18 protein-coding genes and 1 pseudogene are annotated in these 18,470 nt (G+C 51.6%); 15 read left to right on the top strand and 4 right to left on the bottom strand.

The features are described 5' to 3' along the window. Window positions 1-56 precede the first annotated feature (56 nt). The 6 genes from obgE to A3SI_RS01815 all read left to right on the top strand — a co-directional run bounded on the left by obgE (window position 57) and on the right by A3SI_RS01815 (window position 6,045). Window positions 57-1,049: a GTPase ObgE gene (gene obgE, locus A3SI_RS01790; protein ID WP_009053362.1), complete on the top strand. Its 993-nt coding sequence runs from the start codon at window positions 57-59 to the stop codon at window positions 1,047-1,049. A 71-nt stretch (window positions 1,050-1,120) separates the two neighbouring features. Then, window positions 1,121-1,696, top strand: coding sequence for a nucleotide exchange factor GrpE (locus A3SI_RS01795; RefSeq protein WP_009053363.1), 576 nt, complete (start codon window positions 1,121-1,123; stop codon window positions 1,694-1,696). 9 nt (window positions 1,697-1,705) lie between these two features. After that, window positions 1,706-2,812, top strand: a complete 1,107-nt coding sequence (gene dnaJ / locus A3SI_RS01800; protein WP_009053364.1) for a molecular chaperone DnaJ — start codon at window positions 1,706-1,708, stop codon at window positions 2,810-2,812. Between the two features lie 71 nt (window positions 2,813-2,883). Continuing rightward, window positions 2,884-3,780 (top strand): hypothetical protein, encoded by an 897-nt coding sequence (locus A3SI_RS01805; protein WP_009053365.1) that lies wholly within the window; start codon window positions 2,884-2,886, stop codon window positions 3,778-3,780. A 59-nt stretch (window positions 3,781-3,839) separates the two neighbouring features. Then, the gene (locus A3SI_RS01810) at window positions 3,840-4,739 is read left to right on the top strand and encodes an ABC transporter ATP-binding protein (protein WP_009053366.1); all 900 of its coding nucleotides are present in this window, start codon (window positions 3,840-3,842) and stop codon (window positions 4,737-4,739) included. Then, the gene (locus tag A3SI_RS01815; RefSeq protein WP_009053367.1) at window positions 4,729-6,045 is read left to right on the top strand and encodes an ABC transporter permease; all 1,317 of its coding nucleotides are present in this window, start codon (window positions 4,729-4,731) and stop codon (window positions 6,043-6,045) included. Before A3SI_RS01810 ends, A3SI_RS01815 begins: the two co-directional genes overlap by 11 nt. Window positions 6,046-6,242: 197 nt before the next feature. On the opposite strand, the gene katG is transcribed toward A3SI_RS01815, so the two are convergent. Both katG and A3SI_RS01825 read right to left on the bottom strand, forming a co-directional pair. Continuing rightward, window positions 6,243-8,420, bottom strand: coding sequence for a catalase/peroxidase HPI (gene katG / locus A3SI_RS01820; RefSeq protein ID WP_009053368.1), 2,178 nt, complete (start codon window positions 8,418-8,420; stop codon window positions 6,243-6,245). 99 nt (window positions 8,421-8,519) lie between these two features. Further along, a complete protein-coding gene (locus A3SI_RS01825; protein ID WP_009053369.1) occupies window positions 8,520-8,990 on the bottom strand; it encodes a Dps family protein in 471 nt (156 codons plus the stop codon). A 143-nt stretch (window positions 8,991-9,133) separates the two neighbouring features. On the opposite strand from A3SI_RS01825, the gene A3SI_RS23065 reads away from it, so the two are divergent. The 6 genes from A3SI_RS23065 (at window position 9,134) to A3SI_RS01845 (ending at window position 13,324) form a co-directional block, all read left to right on the top strand. Next, complete coding sequence (locus A3SI_RS23065) at window positions 9,134-9,736, top strand: hypothetical protein (protein WP_394330340.1); 603 nt, start codon at window positions 9,134-9,136, stop codon at window positions 9,734-9,736. Beyond that, a complete protein-coding gene (locus A3SI_RS23070) occupies window positions 9,736-9,987 on the top strand; it encodes a hypothetical protein (RefSeq protein WP_394330341.1) in 252 nt (83 codons plus the stop codon). The genes A3SI_RS23065 and A3SI_RS23070 overlap by 1 nt, the downstream gene beginning before the upstream one ends. Next, on the top strand, window positions 9,984-10,361 hold the full coding sequence (locus tag A3SI_RS23075) for an ATP-binding protein (protein ID WP_009053370.1): 378 nt from the start codon (window positions 9,984-9,986) through the stop codon (window positions 10,359-10,361). Before A3SI_RS23070 ends, A3SI_RS23075 begins: the two co-directional genes overlap by 4 nt. Before the next feature lie 72 nt (window positions 10,362-10,433). Then, window positions 10,434-12,014 carry a peptide chain release factor 3 gene (locus A3SI_RS01835; RefSeq protein ID WP_009053371.1) on the top strand — a complete coding sequence of 527 codons (1,581 nt, stop codon included), beginning with the start codon at window positions 10,434-10,436 and terminating at the stop codon, window positions 12,012-12,014. 41 nt (window positions 12,015-12,055) lie between these two features. Then, window positions 12,056-12,790, top strand: a complete 735-nt coding sequence (locus A3SI_RS01840; protein ID WP_009053372.1) for an RluA family pseudouridine synthase — start codon at window positions 12,056-12,058, stop codon at window positions 12,788-12,790. A gap of 12 nt (window positions 12,791-12,802) precedes the next feature. Further along, the gene (locus tag A3SI_RS01845; RefSeq protein ID WP_009053373.1) at window positions 12,803-13,324 is read left to right on the top strand and encodes a SixA phosphatase family protein; all 522 of its coding nucleotides are present in this window, start codon (window positions 12,803-12,805) and stop codon (window positions 13,322-13,324) included. 87 nt (window positions 13,325-13,411) lie between these two features. Here A3SI_RS01845 and A3SI_RS01850 read toward each other — a convergent pair whose 3' ends face one another. Further along, window positions 13,412-14,176, bottom strand: a complete 765-nt coding sequence (locus A3SI_RS01850) for a DeoR/GlpR family DNA-binding transcription regulator (protein ID WP_009053374.1) — start codon at window positions 14,174-14,176, stop codon at window positions 13,412-13,414. 172 nt (window positions 14,177-14,348) lie between these two features. On the opposite strand from A3SI_RS01850, the gene A3SI_RS01855 reads away from it, so the two are divergent. The 3 genes and pseudogenes from A3SI_RS01855 to A3SI_RS01865 all read left to right on the top strand — a co-directional run bounded on the left by A3SI_RS01855 (window position 14,349) and on the right by A3SI_RS01865 (window position 18,185). Further along, window positions 14,349-15,824, top strand: a complete 1,476-nt coding sequence (locus tag A3SI_RS01855; RefSeq protein WP_009053375.1) for a glycerol-3-phosphate dehydrogenase/oxidase — start codon at window positions 14,349-14,351, stop codon at window positions 15,822-15,824. A 125-nt stretch (window positions 15,825-15,949) separates the two neighbouring features. Beyond that, a complete protein-coding gene (gene glpK, locus A3SI_RS01860; protein WP_009053376.1) occupies window positions 15,950-17,440 on the top strand; it encodes a glycerol kinase GlpK in 1,491 nt (496 codons plus the stop codon). Continuing rightward, window positions 17,440-18,185 (top strand): annotated as a pseudogene (locus A3SI_RS01865) (MIP/aquaporin family protein). The gene glpK and the pseudogene A3SI_RS01865 overlap by 1 nt, the downstream one beginning before the upstream one ends. A gap of 92 nt (window positions 18,186-18,277) precedes the next feature. Here the strand turns inward: A3SI_RS01865 and A3SI_RS01870 are convergent. Further along, window positions 18,278-18,470, bottom strand: a 193-nt coding sequence (locus A3SI_RS01870; protein WP_009053377.1) for an acyl-CoA dehydrogenase family protein, incomplete at its 5' end; no start/stop codon positions are given.

Here is an 18,470-nt window from a genome sequence, read left to right on the forward strand (position 1 = left end):
CGAAACGTCTAGCCTTTTTTTAACGGGTTAATGACAAGATTAAATAGATACCAGCAGTGGCGGATTCTAACTTTATCGATTATGTAAAATTCTGCTCCCGCTCCGGGGCAGGAGGGGCAGGTTCTCTTCACTTTCGCAGAGAAAAGCATGTGCCTAAGGGAGGTCCTGATGGTGGTGACGGCGGACGTGGCGGCCACATTATTTTGCGCGGTAATGCGCAACTGTGGACACTATTACACTTAAAATATAAAAAGCATGTAATCGCCGAGGCCGGAAAGCCTGGAGAAGGGGGACGCCGGAAGGGGCGTGATGGTAAAGATATTATCCTTGAGGTGCCTTTAGGTACAGTAGCCAAAGATGCGGAGACCTTTGAGACGCGCTTTGAAATCACGGAAGATGGGCAAGAGGTGGTCCTTACGCGCGGAGGACGTGGCGGCTTAGGAAATGATCACTTTAAGTCGGCTACGAATCAGGCGCCTCACTATGCGCAGCCAGGGGAAGAGGGCATCGAAGAATGGATCATTTTAGAGCTTAAGCTGCTGGCTGATATCGGACTGGTGGGTTTCCCGAATGCAGGTAAGTCCACACTGCTCAGCAGCCTTTCTGCTGCGAAACCGGAAATCGCCGACTATCCATTCACCACACTCGTGCCGAATCTAGGTGTCGTCGCCTATCGCGATGATCGCTCTTTCGTCATGGCGGATATTCCAGGTATCATAGAGGGGGCTGCCGAGGGCAAAGGGCTTGGACTGCGCTTCCTGAGGCATATCGAGCGAAATCCGCTCCTGCTGTTTATGGTGCCCGCCGATGCGCCGAGCATACGGGAGGCCTATCAGGTGCTGCTGGGCGAACTGGAGCGCTATAATCCGGAACTGCTGGATAAAAAACGACTGCTCGCGATCTCTAAAGCGGATATGCTGGATGAGGAGCTGATGGAAGAAATGAAACGAGAACTTCCTGATGACGTACCTTCACTCTTTATTTCTTCGGTGTCAGGGTACCAGCTCGAGCAACTTAAAGACCTAATCTGGAACACGATTCATGCCTAATGCGACAACTTGTCAGGCCAAATCGGTGTGGCATTTTGATTGTGTAGAACGAATCGAAAATAAATTCAAAAATGGCAGAGAAAGAACACGATAAATCCACCCTACAGGAAGAAGAGCTGGAGCAGCAGATAGCCGATGAGCAGCAAGCGGCCGATGAGGCAGCAGCAACTGAAAGCACAACGTCAGCAGCGCCAGAAACTGATACGCCTGTAAGCGAGGAGGCCCAAGTGTATAAAGATAAATACTTGCGCCTGTATTCTGAATTCGATAATTACCGCAGAAGAACGGCAAAGGAGCGCTTAGACTTGATCAAGACAGCTTCTGAAGAGGTGCTGAAAGCGGTTATTCCTGTACTGGATGACTTCGAGCGTGCCGCGAAAGCGCATGCCGCAGAGACAGATGCAGAAAAAGTACGTGACGGAAATCAGATCGTCGTGCAGAAGTTGATGAAAACACTAGAGCAGAAGGGCTTAAAGCCGATGGAAGATGCTGTCGGAAAACCTTTCGATGCAGATTTCCAAGAGGCCATCACACAGATTCCAGCTCCTTCTGAAGAGCTTAAAGGCAAGGTAGTGGATGTAGTAGAAAAAGGCTACATGCTCGGTGACCGCGTCGTGCGGTATGCAAAAGTGGTCATAGGAGCATAAGAAATAGGCATGGCAAAGAGAGATTATTACGAGGTATTAGGAGTTTCGAAGAGCGCAAGCCCTGAGGAAATCAAAAAAGCCTATCGAAAATTAGCGATCAAGTATCACCCAGATAAAAATCCGGGAGATGCGGAAGCAGAAGAGAAGTTTAAGGAAGCTGCTGAGGCTTACGATGTGCTGAGTACGCCAGAGAAAAAGCAGCGCTACGATCAGTACGGCCATCAGGGCGTTAGCGGAGGTTTCTCCGGTGGAGGTGCCAGCATGGATGATATCTTCTCTCAGTTCGGAGATATCTTCGGCGGAGGTGGCTTCGACTCCTTCTTTGGCGGAGGCGGCGGAGGCCGCAGACGCACCAAAAAAGGGACAAACCTACGCGTGAAGCTGAAGCTTAACCTACAAGAAGTAGCGAACGGTGTAGAGAAAAAGATTAAAGTGAAGCGACAGGTGCTCGCCGACGGTGTGACCTTTAAGAACTGTGGAACTTGTCAGGGTACGGGTCAGGTAAAAAAGGTCGTTAACACTATGCTAGGGCAGATGGTCTCTGCCTCCACTTGCCCTGCCTGCGGTGGAAATGGCCAAATCGTGGATAAAAAACCCGCAGAAGCTGATGCACGCGGTATGGTCCTGAAAGAGGAAGTGATCCCGATCCAGATACCTGCCGGCGTGGCTGATGGCATGCAGCTGAGCATGTCTGGCAAAGGGAACGAGACTGCAGGAGGTATTCCGGGTGACCTACTTATCCTTATCGAAGAAATCGAAAGCGATAACTTTAAGCGAGATGGAAATAATGTCATCTATGACCTGTATGTCAGCTTCGTAGATGTGGCGCTAGGAGCTCAACTCGAGGTGCCTACCATCGATGGAAAGGTGAAAATTAAGTTGGAGCCCGGCACGCAGAGTGGTAAAGTGCTGCGCCTGAAAGGTAAAGGCATAAAAGATATCAATGGGTATGGTTCTGGGGATCAACTCATCTATGTGAATGTGTGGACTCCTAAGGCGCTTTCTCGCGAGGAGCGGGAGCTTCTGGAAAAACTTCGCGATGCCGAAAACTTCCGCCCAGACCCGGGAAAATCTGAAAAAGGTTTCTTCGATCGTGTGAAAGACATGTTTTCATAAAAAATGGACCTTCGGGGTCTTTTTTTTGCTTAAAAAGAAACCTTCTTGCTGTACCCGCGTAGGTAGAAGTTATGTTAAGAGTACCCCTGCTTCTTTTACTCCTGTTTTGCAGCGTGCAGCTGCATGCCCAGCAGGTCATAAAACGCGATTATACCGCTGCCAAGCGGGAAGGGGTAGAGTCTATCTATTTTCATTTTGACGTCTATAAAGGTGTCAGCCGCTTTCATTCCAGTATGGGGGAAGCGCCTATCTGGGTGAAATCTTCCCTCTCAAATCTTAACATCCTCCCCCAGTTCGACGATACCATGGCGGATGGCCGACAGGAAATCATGCTGCACCACCGAAATGTGGAAAATGAGTCCTTCAGCAAAAGCCTGAGCTATAAACTTTTTTCGAACACAGAAGAAAACTTCGAGCATGACTGGCGTGTAGGGATTAATAAACGACATCCTCTCGACTTAGACTTCGTCTTCGGCATCGGAAAGGCATTTATTAATCTGTCTGAATTGCAGGTGGCTAATTGTATCATCAATTCCGCCAGCGCTGACATCACCCTCGGCTATGATGCAGATAAGCCGAACGCGATCGCCATGGATACCTTACAGGTCCGTATTAATATGGGTAATTTAGAGGCACGTCAGATTAATTTGGCGCGAGCCAAAACAGTTTTATTCGATGTCAATTACGGAACCATCGACATCAGTCTGGACAACACCGTGCATCAGGGCGGCACTTTACACGCGATGGTAGGTGCCGGCAAATTAAACATGCAGCTTCCAGACCCAGATAAACCGTATAAGTTGACGATCAAGTCTTCTCCTATGTGTCGGATTCACATGCCGAAGCACCTCCGTTCCACCGGGAATAAGCAGCAGCGCACCTACGTTTCGAGAGGGTATGAGCGCGATCCTGAAAATGCGCTCTATGTAAACGTAGATATTTCCGTGGGTAGCCTCACCTTAAAGTAAGTGCGAGGAAGTTTTGAGCTTTCCGGGATTCGCTGTATTTTCCCAGAAAATTAGATTTCATGACTTCCGATACCCTTTTAGACATCCAGCACCTGCATAAGGGTTACCAAGGGCACCAGGCCCTCCAGGATGTGAGTTTTCAGGTTCCGGAGGGAACAGTTTTTGGCCTGTTAGGCCCAAATGGCGCCGGCAAGACTACCCTTATCCGCATCATTAATCAGATCATTACCGCCGACTCCGGTCGTGTGCTACTGGAGGGGCGTGTGCTCAGCCCAAAAGAAATCCGGAAAATCGGCTACCTGCCCGAGGAGCGTGGGCTGTATAAAAAAATGGTGGTAAAGGAGCAGCTGCTTTTTTTCGCGCGGCTTCGTGGCCTCAGTAGTGCCGAGGCGAAGATCCGCACGAAGGATTGGCTGGAACGCTTTAACCTACTGAGCTGGGCAGATAAAAAGGTGGAGGAGCTCTCGAAAGGCATGGCCCAAAAGGTGCAGTTCATCGCTACGGTCCTCCACGAACCTCGGCTCCTGATTTTAGACGAGCCCTTCTCGGGTTTTGATCCAGTAAACGCAGACCTGGTGCTAAAGGAAATCCTCCGCTTAAAAAAACAGGGGACGACGATCATGCTCTCCACACATCGCATGGAATCGGTAGAGAGCCTCTGCGATGCGCTGGCCATGCTGCATCGTTCGCGCCTGGTTTTACACGGCACCGTGCCCGATGTTAAAGCCCGTTTCAGCCAAAAAACCTATACCCTCGACTATCTTCCCTATCTTTCGGACAGCCGAGAGCACTTAGCCACCACCCCGCAGCAGGTGCTCATCCAGGGAGATGCCCGAGAAGCGAACGCCCAGCTGAGCCATTACATCGAAAAAGGTCTAGTGACCTCCTTCCAGCCCCATGTGCCGACGATAGAAGAAATATTCATCCAACAAGCGAGTTCCCAGCAGCATGATGCATAAAGTAGCCCTCCTCATTCAGCGGGAGTACACCACGCGTGTTCGAAAAAAATCTTTCCTGCTTGCCACCCTCATCACCCCTCTGCTCTTTCCCGCCATCATGGGCGGGATTCTCTGGCTGGCCGTCAGTGAAGGGGAGCGCAGCAGCCTGAGGATCATCGAAGTGGTCGATGAGCAGGACTTCTTCTTCTTGGAAAGTATGGAGCAGTACGCTTTTTCCTATGGTAAAATCTCCCTCGATGAGGCTAAGGAACTGGTGCGCAAAGGAGAACGCTTCGGCCTGCTCCATATTCCTCCATTAGATATGGAGCGCCCCCGGGGCATCAGCTTTTACAGTGAGGTCAGCCCCCCACTTAGCTTTACCAGCATGATCGAAGCCAGCCTAAAAAGACGCATCGAGGACACCAAGCTCCAAAACAGCGGCGTGGATCCCGGTATCCTGCAGGCTGTCAGAACTCCTGTGAGCCTGGAAACCATCACGCTGGCCTCCAGTGGAGATGAGGTCGCCGGTGACGCCCGCGTTCAGTACGGCATCGGCTTTGTCAGTGGCATCCTCATTTATCTGTTTATCTTTTTGTACAGCAATCAAATCATGCAGGGGGTCATCGAAGAAAAATCCAGCCGAATCATGGAGGTACTCGTGGCGACCATGCGGCCCTTCCAGCTGATGCTGGGAAAAATCATCGGGATCGCCGCCGTGGGGCTGACACAGTTCGGCATCTGGGTGCTGCTCATTAGCCTGCTCAGCTCACTGCTTTGGTCTTTTTTTGGGATACGTATGCCCCAAGCGGAACTCTTAGAAGCCCAGGGACTGGCTGCCGATAGCATCGATCCGGCTCTCTCCGAAGGACCTGCACGCCTGCTTATGCCGCTCCTACAAGTAGATTATGCCTATATTTTAAGCATTTTCCTCTTTTATTTCCTCGGAGGCTACCTGCTCTATGGGGCACTCTTCGCTGCTATCGGTGCGGCTGTGGACACCCCGGCAGATGCCCAGCAGTTCGTCCTGCCGGTGACGATTCCCCTGCTGGTCGCTTACATGGGGCTCTTCCTCTTTGTCCTTCAGGACCCGAACAGTAGCACCAGCTTTTATCTCAGCGTCTTCCCCCTCACTTCCCCGATCGCGATGGTGGGCCGCGCCGCCTATGGCATCCCTTTTTGGGAACTCCTACTCTCCATGAGCCTGCTGATTCTCGGCTTCATCGGCAGCACCTGGGTGGCAGCGAAAATCTATAAAATAGGGATCTTGGCCCACGGGGCCAAAGTCAACTTCAAGGTGCTCTGGTCCTGGCTGAAGCGGGAAGATTAAAAAGGAGACTACACTTCTCAGCTGCTCTAAAGGGTGCTTGCCTTGCGGAAAGGGGGCGTATCCGCGTGTAGTGCCCGCACGTTAAAAAGAAAAACCTTTCCCTCTCGAAAGTCCGCGAAAGGATTCCAGAGGGAAAGGGATAGGTTTAAGAGAAGGTTTTTTTTGCGCCTCGGCGCCAAGAAAGGGACCTGAAGGGCTTATTTTAAATCAAAACGGTCGGCATCCATCACCTTCACCCAAGCGCGGCAAAAGTCCTGCACAAAGCGCTCGGCCATATCGTCCTGGGCATAGTATTCGGCATAGGCGCGCAAGATGGAATTCGAGCCGAACACCAAGTCCACACGGCTGGCGGTGAAGGCCTCCTCTCCGGTTTTGCGGTCCACTAAGGCATAGCTGTCCGCACCAGTGGACTTCCAGCTGTAGGCCATGTCTGTGAGATGCACGAAGAAATCTGTGCTCAAAACGCCCACGCGATCTGTAAAGACGCCTTTCTCAGTACCTCCATAGTTCGTGCCCAGCACCCGCATGCCGCCTACCAGCGCCGTCATCTCAGCGGCGGTCAAGCCCATTAACTGTGCGCGGTCTACGAGCAGCTCCTCGGCCTTTGCCTCCACACCGGGCTTGAGCCAGTTTCGGAAGCCATCATGCACGGGCTCTAAATAACTGAAGGATTCCGCATCGGTCTGCTCTGCCGTAGCGTCGCCCCTGCCAGGGGAAAAAGGTACGGTGAGGGAAACGCCCGCTTTTCGGGCCGCTTGTTCTACTGCGGCCGTCCCTGCCAGCACGATTAAATCGGCTAGACTGATCTTTTTTTCTAATCCAGCTTGGAATTCGGTTAGGGCAGTGAGTACGCGCTCCAGGCGCTCGGGCTCATTCCCTTCCCAGCTCCGCTGCGGTTCGAGACGGATACGGGCGCCGTTCGCACCTCCGCGGTAATCCGAGCCACGAAAGGTACGTGCGCTGTCCCATGCCGTGCTGATAAAATCGGCAGGTGCGACGTCCAGCTGTAAGAGGCTGGCCTTCAGGGCTGTGATCTCCGCTTCGCTCAGGGTATACCCTACGGTAGGCACGGGGTCTTGCCAAATCAACTCCTCCTGCGGTACGTCTGCACCCAGATAGCGGCTTTTCGGGCCGAGGTCTCGGTGAGTCAACTTAAACCAGGCACGTGCAAAAACATCTTCAAAGTAAGCTGGATCTTCGTAAAAGCGTTGGGAAATTTTGCGGTAGGCCGGGTCCATTTTCATCGCCATGTCTGCATCCGTCATGATGGGATTTCTGCGGACACCGGGGATATGTGCATCGAATGGCTTATCCTCCTCTTTCATCGCGACAGGTTCCCACTGCCAGGCGCCAGCGGGGCTCTTGGTAAGCTCCCACTCATGGTTCAGTAGCAGGTGGAAGTAGGTATGATTCCAGCGATCCGGTGTGGTGGTCCAAGCGCCTTCCAAGCCGCTCGTTACCGTGTCTGCGCCATGTCCGCTGCCTTTCGGATTTTTCCAGCCGAACCCTTGCTCTTCCACATCGGCACCCTCTGGATTCGGCCCCAAATGTGCTTCTAAACCATTTCCATGCGTTTTTCCTACCGTGTGACCACCTGCAGTCAGCGCCACCGTTTCCTCGTCATTCATCGCCATCCGCGCAAAGGTCGTGCGGACATCATGTGCCGTCTTTAGCGGGTCTGGATTGCCATCCACTCCTTCTGGATTCACATAAATTAGGCCCATCTGCACCGCAGCTAGGGGGTTAGCCAGGGAGTCAGCACTGGCATCTGCATAGCGTGACTTGCCCAGCCATTCACGCTCCGAGCCCCAGTTGATGTCTTTTTCAGGGTGCCAAATGTCCTCACGGCCTCCTGCGAAACCAAAGGTCTTAAAGCCCATGGATTCGTAGGCCATGTTTCCGGCGAGTACGAAGAGGTCGGCCCAAGATAGCGCATTTCCATATTTCTTCTTGATCGGCCATAGAAGTCGGCGCGCCTTATCCAGGTTCGTGTTATCGGGCCAGCTATTTAGCGGTGCAAAACGCTGATTACCCGTATTAGCGCCCCCACGTCCGTCCGCCACGCGATAGGTGCCAGCAGCATGCCAGGCCATCCGGATCATCAAGCCTCCATAGGTGCCCCAGTCCGCTGGCCACCAGTCTTGACTATCCGTCATCAGTGCCTTCAAGTCGGATTTTACAGCCTCTAAATCAAGGCTCAAAAAGGCATCTTTATAGGAAAAATCGGCACCGTAAGGTTTTGTTTTTTCATCATGCTGGTGTAAAATGTCCAGATTTAGGGCATTTGGCCACCATTCCATAACGTTTTTTTCTTGCACTGTATTCGCACCATGCATGACAGGGCATTTGCCCCCGGACTTTGATCGCTGTTCCATCGTTTTATGTTTAGGGTTTATAGCTGTGATTCTTCTCGTGGTTAAAAGGGGCTATAGCGCCCCTTTCTACATGACTACTGTTTTTTTCAGGAGCGCTGCTTAGCGTAAATAAGCCGAAAGCATCCACACCACTTTTTCCTTTGCCGTGATGTAGTCACTCATCAGGGAGGCGGTACCTTCATCTGCCTGCTCGCCGGCGGCTTCTAATACTTCTCGCTCCAGCTGAAGCAGTGCCGTGATGTTATCGCGAATGATACGCACCATCTCTGTAGCATCCTTCACCTCGCCCGCTTCCTGGATGGCTGCATGGGAGATAAATTCGGCGAAGGTGGAGTAAGGACGCTGGTCTAAGGTCAAAATTCTTTCCGCGGTTTCATCGATCGCTAAGGTCGCTGCCGTGTAAAGCTCTTCGAACTTGGCATGCAGCTCGAAAAAGTTCGGGCCTGCCACATTCCAGTGAAAATTTCGAAGGTTTTGATAGTAAATTTCATAGGTAGCTAAAAGCTTATTTAACTGCTCCGCGAGGGCTTTGCTGTCTTTGGCCGGGAGGCCAATCTGATTCGTGCTCATAGTTGCGTTTGTTTAGTAGATTGAATTTATTTACTTTGGAAATCAAATTTACCATTAATTGGTGGGAAAGCCGCACTTTAATAGATGCTTCGTTTCGATGCCTCATAGATGTGGTCTATCAGTTATAAATTCCAATAGATAAAATGAAGTTCTCCCTTAAGGGCATTAATACCTTAGATCTGTACGGAAACCGGAGTCGGATTAAGGTGCTGGTCATCGTCAGTTCCTTTGTGATCGGGATTTCCTCACTGTTTTACACGCATATGCTCGTGGAGGAGCTGCGTGAGCGGGAGAAGCGGCAGATCGAGCTGTTCGCTAATGCGCTGGAATATGCGTACATCTATTCCGAAAACCTGAATTTCGTTACCCAGGAGATCATTCAGCAGAATTACTCCATTCCGGTCATCGTGGTGGACAGGTCGGGGACGCCCACAGACTTTAAAAACATCAAGTTCAAACGCAATGCCACCGATGAAGAAATCGATGCCAAATTAGCAGATGAGCTGAAGCGGATGGAGGCCGAATATGAGCCGATTTACATCGAAGATGCGCATGTGTATTACCGAAATTCGGAATTGTTATACAGTTTACGCTATTACCCTTACGTACAGCTATCGGTTATTTTGGTTTTTGGCTTGCTGGTTTATGTGGTTTTTAATCAGACCAAGCTGGCCGAGCAGAATCGTGTTTGGGCTGGCCTGACCAAGGAGACCGCCCACCAGCTGGGGACCCCATCGCCTCGCTGATGGCTTGGATCGATTACTTGCGGCATTCTCCTGTTTATGACGAGAATAAGGAAGTGATTTTAGAGATGGATAAGGATATCGTCAAGCTACGCATGGTAACGGAGCGCTTCAGCAGTATCGGGAGTAAGCCTGTGATCAAGCCCGAGAATGTGTATGCGGTCATCGATGATACGATCAACTATCTCCGCCCGCGGATTTCGACGAAGGTTTCGATTACCTTAAATGGCTATGCTGAAAATATCGAAGCATGATGAGTCGCGCCCTATTCGAATGGGTGATCGAGAACATTTGTAAAAATGCCGTAGATGCTATGCGTGGACAGGGGAAGATCGACATCAACATCATTCGGGAATCGGAGCGCTATGTCCTCGTGGACATTCGCGACACGGGCAAGGGTATGGACAAGCGGACGGCGAGCAAGATTTTTCAAGCAGGTTTTACAACTCGGAAGCGGGGCTGGGGGCTCGGCTTAACGTTAGCCAAGCGCATCATCGAAGGCTATCATGAGGGCAAGATTTTCGTGAAGCAGTCTGAGCCTGGAATGGGCACTACGTTTCGCATCGTCTTGAACGGGGTGAAAGATCCTTCCTTCCAATTTAAAGCGGAGGACTTCGTACAGCATTAAGCTGCAGATGGGTATAATTCCGTGAGAAAGCGTAACTTTGCGTTTTATATCGATTTCAGTTAACGCTTACACATGAGTTTCTCGAAAGAAATACAGAAGAGACGCACTTTTGCGATCATCGCCCACCCCGATGCAGGAAAAACCACGCTGACGGAGAAGCTACTCCTTTTTGGCGGAGCCATCCAAACCGCAGGGGCTGTGAAGTCCAATAAAATCGATGTGGCGACGAAATCTGACTGGATGGAGATCGAAAAGCAGCGGGGTATCTCTGTGGCGACCTCGGTGATGGGCTTTACTTATAAAGACATTAAAATTAACTTGCTGGACACGCCGGGTCACCAAGACTTCGCCGAAGATACCTATCGCACGCTGACGGCGGTGGACTCGGTGATCATGGTCATCGACTGTGTGAAGGGGGTGGAGATCCAGACGGAAAAGCTCATGGAGGTCTGCCGCATGCGGAACACGCCGGTGATCTGTTTTATTAATAAATTAGACCGCGAAGGCCGCGATCCTTACGAGCTCTTAGATGAGGTGGAGGAGAAACTGAATATTCAGGTGCGCCCGCTTTCCTGGCCGATCGGGATGGGAAAGTCCTTCAAAGGAGTATATAACCTGTATGAAAAGCAGCTGAATCTGTTTACGCCTTCCCAGCGCAAGCTGAGTGATGACCGGCAGACCTTCGAAGATGTGGAAGATCCACGCTTAGAGGGATTAATCGGCGTCGGTCCTGCGGCTCAGCTGCGGGAGGATGTAGAGCTGATAGAAGGCGTATATCCGGACTTTGATGTCCAAGGATATTTAGAAGGCAAGGTGGCCCCCGTATTTTTCGGATCGGCGGTAAATAATTTCGGGGTGAACGAGCTCCTCGACACCTTTATCCGTATCGCCCCTGCCCCGAAAAGTCGGCATACGGAAGTTCGCGAGGTCCTTCCGGAAGAGGAGAAGTTTTCGGGTTTTGTCTTTAAAATTCACGCGAATATGGACCCGAATCACCGAAATCGAATCGCTTTCTTGCGAATCTGTTCGGGTAAATTCCAGCGCAACAGGCCCTACACGCATGTGAAAGGTCCTAAGCCCCTGCGCTTCAGTAATGTGACGCAGTTTATGGCCCAGGATCGAGAGTTAGTGGACGAGGCTTTTCCAGGGGATATCGTAGGTCTCTACGATACCGGTAATTTGAAAATTGGCGATACCCTCACAGAGGGGGAAGACATGGTCTTCAAGGGCATTCCCGCCTTCTCCCCAGAGATTTTTAAGGAGGTTATCAATAAGGATGCGATGAAAACGAAGCAGCTGGAAAAAGGCTTACGTCAGCTGATGGAGGAGGGAGTAGCTCAGTATTTTACTTACGACATCGGGGCACGGAAGGTCATCGGTACAGTAGGGCAGCTGCAGTTCGAAGTTATTCAGTTTCGTCTGAAAAATGAATACAATGCCTCTGTGGAATTTGCGCCCATGAACTTGTATAAAGCCTGCTGGGTGCATGCTAAGGATAAAAAAGTATTAGATGAGTTTATCCGTAGCAAGAATCGGCATATCGCCTATGATAAAGAGGGGAAGCCTGTTTTTATGGCGGAATCACGCGCTTGGTTGCAGATGGTGCAGGATAACTATCCCGATATCCAGTTCCATTTTACCTCTGAGTTTTAATTAAAAATCGCTTACTAGATGCCCTTTAGGGGGCCATAGCTATGAAAAGAAAACCATTTAACGTAGTATATGAAGACAATCATCTGCTCGTCGTGAACAAGGCCGCCGGTGTGCTGGTGCAGGGGGATCGTACGGGGGATAAAACGCTAATAGACTACTGCAAAGAGTATATAAAAGTAAAATACAATAAGCCGGGTGAGGTCTTTTTGCACCCTGTGCACCGCCTAGACCGTCCCGTTAGCGGGCTGGTAGTTTTCGCGCGCACCTCAAAGGGACTGGAGCGCATGATGGAGCTTTTCCGCAAGCGGGAAATTCATAAGGTGTACTGGGCTGTGGTGAAGCGGAAACCGAAGGAGGAAAAGGGCAAGCTGACGCACTACCTGGTGAAGGACGAGCAGCGTAATGTCGTGAGCGCGCATGAGCGGGAGGTGCCGGGAAGTCAAAAGGCAGAGCTTACCTATAAACGCCTCGGGCAGCTTAATGAGCACTGGCTACTGGAAGTACGTCCCGTCTCCGGTCGCCCACATCAGATTCGGGTGCAGCTGGCTTCGATGTCCTGCCCGATTCGTGGGGATGTGAAATATGGTTTTGTACGCCCAAATCCGGACGGCAGTATCCACCTGCACGCCTTCCAGCTGGTGTTTATGCACCCGATTAAAAAGGAAAAACTGTACCTCCGTGCCGCCTTGCCAGAGGAGGAGTTCTGGGAGCAGTTCTATGCCTTCGAGCCGATTAAGGCGAAGGACCAACATATCGACAATACATTTTCAGGATAAAAACGTGTAAGAATGAAAAGAAGTCTAGGGATAGCTTTCGGATGGATGCTCCTCGTTTTGGTCTGTTTTCAGGCCTGTGGACCCAAACAGTCTCCTAAAACCATTTATGTCGTGCGGCATGCGGAGAAACTCTTAACTGGCGAGGACCCTATGCTAAGTGTAGCGGGTAGTGCCCGCGCCGAAAAGCTCAATCAGCTAATGGCGGACAAGGGGATTCAGCATGCTTTCAGCACCAATTACCTCCGCTGCTTAGCCACACTGAAGCCGCTGGCCGATGCGCAGGGTATCGATCTGGAGTTATATGATGTGAAGGATCACGATGCGCTGGTGGAAGAGTTGCGGAAGCGAGAGGGAAATGCCATCGTAGTGGGGCATAGTAATACGATTCATCATCTGGTGAACTACTTTCTGGCGGAGGGGCAGGATTCCTTTCAGGAGCTCACGGACCTGGAGTATGACTTTATCTTTGAAGTGGAGCTAAAAGCAGATGGTAAAAGTGCGGCGGTGCGCAAAGTGTACCGGGACTTCGACTAAAAAAAGTCACGCGCTGATTCCAAGCTTTCCGGATCAGCGCGTGGCTTATTTTTTAGAGGCATCCTAGCCTCTCGGTCTTTTAAGCATTTAATAGGCGATTTTTACTTCTACCCCCAGCTCTTCCAGCTTTTCTTTATATACATCGGGGATGCCTGGGTCTGTGATTAACACATCGATGGCATCCAGGTCACAGATTTTTCCAAAGCTTTTTTTTCCGAACTTGCTGGAGTCGATCAGCAAGTATGTTTTTTGTGCATGGCGCATCATGATCCGGTTTAAGTTCGCCTCCATCATGTGAGAGGTCGTCAAACCATGTTCGAAGCCCAGACCGTCTGCGCTTAGGAAGAGTTTCGCGCAGGCGAACTGCCGAATCATATCCTCAGCAAAGTGCCCGACCACAGAGCCAGAGCTTCTTCGGACCACACCGCCTATTTGGACGATTTCGATTTCCACAGCGTCCATCAGCGCCGCTGTCACATTCATGGCCGCTGTGAGGACCGTCAACTTCTTATTACGGGGTAGGGCCTGAGCGAAATTTACGACGGTGGTTCCGGAGCCGATAATGATCGAGTCTTTCGATTCCACTAAGCCAGCCGCCAGTTCGGCAATTTTGATTTTTTCAGCTACTGCCACGAGTTTCTTTTCCGAGACAGAGCGATCGGCCACATAAGGTGCCGTCAGTGTGGCAGATCCGTGGCTGCGGTAGAGTAGGCCCTTTTCCTCTAATATCCCTAAATCCCTTCTCACGGTGACCACCGTTACGTTTAGGGCCTGACTTAAGTCGGTCACGCTGACGAATCCCTCTTCGTGCAACTTATCTAAAATGTACTTGTGCCGTTCTGCTTGTGTCATGCTGTATCCCGTTTTAAGCCCTTAGGCGAATGTTCGTTTGCTTTCTTTTCTGTTCGATTTCGTAGGTAAATATAGAAAAAAGAAACCAAAAGAAAGAAAAATACTTTCGTTTGCTTTCGTTTGCTTTCTTTTTCTTTCTTTTTGAGTATATTTGAGTAAACAAACGAACAAAATGGAAAGAAAAAGAAACTTGGAGCGTGTAGCGGATGGAGAAAAGCTGTGGGACCTCATCGTGATCGGTGGTGGAGCTTCCGGTTTAGGGGTGGCACTGGATGCGCTTTCGCGTGGCCTTTCCGTCGTGCTACTTGAAAAAGCAGACTTTGCTAAGGGCACATCTAGTAGAAGTACCAAGTTGGTGCATGGTGGGGTACGTTACCTCGCACAGGGTGACGTGGGTCTCGTACTGGAGGCCCTTCGCGAAAGGGGGCGTCTACTCCAAAACGCTCCGCATCTCACGTATAATCAACCGTTCATTATACCGATTTATACTTGGTTTGACCGCCTGCAGTACAGCATAGGGTTGAAATTATACGACTGGATGGCGGGTAAACTACGTTTAGGGAAGTCGCGCTTTATTTCGCGGGAAGAGACTCTTCGTCGCTTGCCCCAAGTGAAATCTGCTGGGCTTCAAGGGGGCGTGGTGTACCATGATGGGCAGTTCGACGATGCGCGTTTAGCGCTTGCGATCGCCCAAACCTGTGAGGAAATGGGGGGCTGCATGTTGAATTACATGCACGTTAAAGGCTTAGATAAAGACGCGAAAGGAAAGCTCTGCGGCGTGCAGGTGAAGGATGAGATTGGTGGCGGCACATATGCCCTGAAGGGCAAAATGATCGTCAATGCCACAGGGGTTTTTGCAGATAAGATTTTGCGCTTAGATGAGCCGGCAGCACCCAAAAGCATTCAACCTAGCCAGGGCATTCACTTGGTGCTGGACAAGCACTTTTTAAGTGGACAGGATGCGCTGATGATACCGAAAACTTCTGATGGGCGTGTGCTTTTCGCGGTACCTTGGATGGATAAAATCGTCGTGGGAACTACGGATACTATACGGGAAAAGGCTAAATTGGAGCCCGAAGCGCTGGAGAAGGAAGTGGACTTCGTGCTGGAGACAGCGGGAGCTTACTTAAATCCTGCGCCAAGCAGGGAAGATGTGCGTGCGGTTTTCGCTGGCTTACGGCCTCTGGCGGCACCGCAAGAAGGAAGCACGAAGACCAAAGAAATTTCGCGTTCCCATAAGGTAATCGTTTCTTCCAGCGGGCTGGTATCGATCACGGGAGGCAAGTGGACCACGTTCCGAAAAATGGGAGAGGACACGGTGGCCTATTTCAAGCAGGTCACGGGTGCTGGGACGCTCAAGCCTAGCGCTTCGGCGGATATTCGCTTTTACGGCTATACAGCTACGCCGGTGTCGGGTCCTCGTAAGGGCTATGGCGCGGCGCTATCCAAAGTCGAAGCGGTGGAGGCGGAAAAACCAAGCTTTGGCGCACGCCTACACCCAGACCACCCACTCACGGTAGGGGAAGTGGTGTATATGCTGCGGGAGGAGATGGCCATGCGTGTGGAGGATGTGCTGGCCAGAAGAAGTCGCATGCTGATTCAGGATGCTGCGCTGGCGCTGAAAGTGGCGCCTCAGGTGCTGAGTTGATTGCTCAGCACCATCAGTATCCTGCCAGCTGGGTAGAGCAGGAGCTTGCCGACTTCGAAAAAGTAGCCAGTAAGTATCTTTTGCGCAGCAAATAACAGAAAAACAATAAAGACCAAAATAAGACCATGGGTGCATATATTTTAGCATTAGACCAGGGGACGACCAGCTCCCGGGCCATCGTTTTCGATAAGGAAGGACACATCGTTTCGGTGGCGCAGAAGGATTTTAAACAGTTTTTTCCCCGTGCGGGCTGGGTCGAGCATGATCCACAGGAGATCTGGGCCACTCAGTCGGCGGTGATGATCGAGGCGCTGACACAGGAGGGCTTGAAGGCGGCGGATATCGCGGCGATCGGCATCACGAATCAGCGGGAGACTACCATCGTCTGGGATAGGGAGACGGGCAAGCCCCTGCATCGGGCAATCGTCTGGCAGGATCGGCGGACGGCGCCCTACTGCGATCAGTTGAAAGAGGCGGGTCATGCGGAGCTTATTCGGGAGAAGACGGGGCTGATTTTGGATGCCTATTTTTCAGCCACTAAGGTGCGCTGGATCTTAGAAGAGGTGCCGGGTGCGCGGGAGGCAGCCGAGGCAGGAAAGCTAGCCTTCGGAACAGTGGACAGCTGGCTGATCTGGAAGCTCACGGGCGGGCGTCGGCATGTGACAGATGTGACGAATGCGAGTAGGACCATGCTTTTTAACATTCATACCTTAAAGTGGGATGAGGAGCTTTTAGCGCTGTTCGATATACCTGCGGCCATGCTTCCGGAGGTGGCGGAAAGCTCAGCGGTGGTGGCCGAGACTTCTGGAGATATTCTGTCGACCAAAATCCCGATCGCAGGGGTGGCGGGCGATCAGCAGGCGGCGCTATTCGGTCAACTGTGTACAGGGAAAGGAATGGCGAAAACCACCTATGGAACGGGTTGCTTTCTGGTCATGCAAACGGGGGAACAGCCTGTCCGCTCGGCGAATAAGTTGCTCACGACCATCGCCTGGCAAGTAGGCGGTAAGGTGCACTATGCGCTGGAGGGGTCTGTTTTTATCGGAGGTGCCGCTGTGCAGTGGTTGCGAGATGGTATTCAGCTGGTCGAGCATGCCAGCGAAACGGAGGATCTGGCCAACAGTTTAACCGATAATGAAGGAGTATATTTTGTGCCGGCGCTGTCGGGCTTGGGAGCACCTCATTGGGATCAGGATGCGAGAGGGGCTTTTTTCGGGCTTACCCGCGGCACTACGCAGGCACATATGGCCCGCGCCACGCTGGAGGCGATCGCTTATCAGGTGCATGACGTCTTAAAGGCGATGGAGCAGGACAGCGGCGCAGAAACCAAGGAGCTGCGTGTGGATGGCGGCGCCACAGCCAACAATTTTTTAATGCAGTTTCAGGCGGATATATTAGGCTGCACCCTTCGCAGACCAAAAATCACGGAAACGACCGCAATCGGAGTAGCCTTTTTAGCGGGGCTTGCGGTCGGATTTTGGAAGGATGAAGAAGAGATTCGTGCGCTTTGGGAGTCGGATCGCGATTTTCAGCCAAAAGCGGATGGGGATCAGGTGGCCAAGAACTTACGCTTCTGGCATAAAGCAGTGGATCGGGCTAAAAACTGGACGAACTGATGGAGGCATTTGTAGCGGAATTTGTGGGCACTTCCCTGCTGCTGGCCCTAGGCTGTGGGGTGGTGGCGAACGTGGTTTTGCCGGGAACCAAAGGCCATGGCGGTGGCTGGATGGTGATTACCACGGCATGGGCCTAGGGGTATTTGTGGGCGTGGTGGTGGCGGGTCCCTACAGCGGGGCGCACCTAAACCCTGCTGTCACCTTTGCTTTAGCGCTGACAGGGGATTTTCCTTGGGCGGATGTGCCGGCCTACGTACTGGCGCAAGTGATCGGCGCTATGTTTGGGTCGGGGATTGTGTGGCTACTCTATAAGGATCATTTCGATGCTACTGACGATCAGGGGCTTAAATTCGCTCCTTTCGGAACCGCGCCTGCGATACGGAACCTGCCGAGTAATTTTTTCTCCGAGCTTATCGGCACGAATGTATTGATTTTAGTGATTTTATACGCGCAGGAGCCTGCCTTACAGGATGAGCTCCAGACCCCGATCGGCTTAGGTGCTTTAGGAGCGCTGCCGGTGGCATTTTTAGTCTGGGTGATCGGCCTTTCTTTAGGCGGCACCACGGGCTACGCGATTAATCCGGCGCGGGATTTTGGACCTCGCTTGATGCATCAGCTCCTTCCCCTTCGGGGCAAGGGCTCCAGTGACTGGTCTTACAGCTGGGTACCTATCGTAGGCCCGCTGCTCGGAGCGGCACTAGCGGCGGGGCTGTATCAGCTTTTAGCACAGGTAGGCATGGTCTAAGCGCTTGGGCGGGGAATAAATAAAAAGGAAGCCAGTTTCGTATTGGCTTCCTTTTTATTTTTTTGGCCGAAGGCCAAAGGAGGGGCATGTCCTTAGCGGAGCATTTCTCTGGAAATCACTAATTTCTGGATCTCTGAGGTACCTTCACCGATGGTGCAAAGTTTAGAGTCGCGGTAGAACTTCTCTACCGGATAGTCCTTCGTGAAACCATAGCCGCCGAAGATCTGAACGGCCTCATTCGAAACGCTTACGCACACTTCGGAAGCGTAGTATTTCGCTTGTGCA

Source organism: Nitritalea halalkaliphila LW7 (genome assembly GCF_000265075.1).
GTDB classification, from domain to species: Bacteria; Bacteroidota; Bacteroidia; order Cytophagales; family Cyclobacteriaceae; genus Nitritalea; species Nitritalea halalkaliphila.

Excerpts from the sequence above, each read along its gene's own strand:
- A3SI_RS01815 (WP_009053367.1), top strand. The coding sequence starts at position 4,729 with ATGATGCATAAAGTAGCCCTCCTCATTCAGCGGGAGTACACCACGCGT.
- A3SI_RS01855 (WP_009053375.1), top strand. The coding sequence starts at position 14,349 with ATGGAAAGAAAAAGAAACTTGGAGCGTGTAGCGGATGGAGAAAAGCTG.
- A3SI_RS01825 (WP_009053369.1), bottom strand. The coding sequence starts at position 8,990 with ATGAGCACGAATCAGATTGGCCTCCCGGCCAAAGACAGCAAAGCCCTC.
- A3SI_RS01810 (WP_009053366.1), top strand. The coding sequence starts at position 3,840 with ATGACTTCCGATACCCTTTTAGACATCCAGCACCTGCATAAGGGTTAC.
- A3SI_RS01850 (WP_009053374.1), bottom strand. The coding sequence starts at position 14,176 with ATGACACAAGCAGAACGGCACAAGTACATTTTAGATAAGTTGCACGAA.
- A3SI_RS01840 (WP_009053372.1), top strand. The coding sequence starts at position 12,056 with ATGAAAAGAAAACCATTTAACGTAGTATATGAAGACAATCATCTGCTC.
- A3SI_RS01805 (WP_009053365.1), top strand. The coding sequence starts at position 2,884 with ATGTTAAGAGTACCCCTGCTTCTTTTACTCCTGTTTTGCAGCGTGCAG.
- A3SI_RS23065 (WP_394330340.1), top strand. The coding sequence starts at position 9,134 with ATGAAGTTCTCCCTTAAGGGCATTAATACCTTAGATCTGTACGGAAAC.
- A3SI_RS23075 (WP_009053370.1), top strand. The coding sequence starts at position 9,984 with ATGATGAGTCGCGCCCTATTCGAATGGGTGATCGAGAACATTTGTAAA.
- A3SI_RS01835 (WP_009053371.1), top strand. The coding sequence starts at position 10,434 with ATGAGTTTCTCGAAAGAAATACAGAAGAGACGCACTTTTGCGATCATC.
- A3SI_RS01795 (WP_009053363.1), top strand. The coding sequence starts at position 1,121 with ATGGCAGAGAAAGAACACGATAAATCCACCCTACAGGAAGAAGAGCTG.
- A3SI_RS01845 (WP_009053373.1), top strand. The coding sequence starts at position 12,803 with ATGAAAAGAAGTCTAGGGATAGCTTTCGGATGGATGCTCCTCGTTTTG.
- A3SI_RS23070 (WP_394330341.1), top strand. The coding sequence starts at position 9,736 with ATGGCTTGGATCGATTACTTGCGGCATTCTCCTGTTTATGACGAGAAT.
- glpK (WP_009053376.1), top strand. The coding sequence starts at position 15,950 with ATGGGTGCATATATTTTAGCATTAGACCAGGGGACGACCAGCTCCCGG.
- dnaJ (WP_009053364.1), top strand. The coding sequence starts at position 1,706 with ATGGCAAAGAGAGATTATTACGAGGTATTAGGAGTTTCGAAGAGCGCA.
- katG (WP_009053368.1), bottom strand. The coding sequence starts at position 8,420 with ATGGAACAGCGATCAAAGTCCGGGGGCAAATGCCCTGTCATGCATGGT.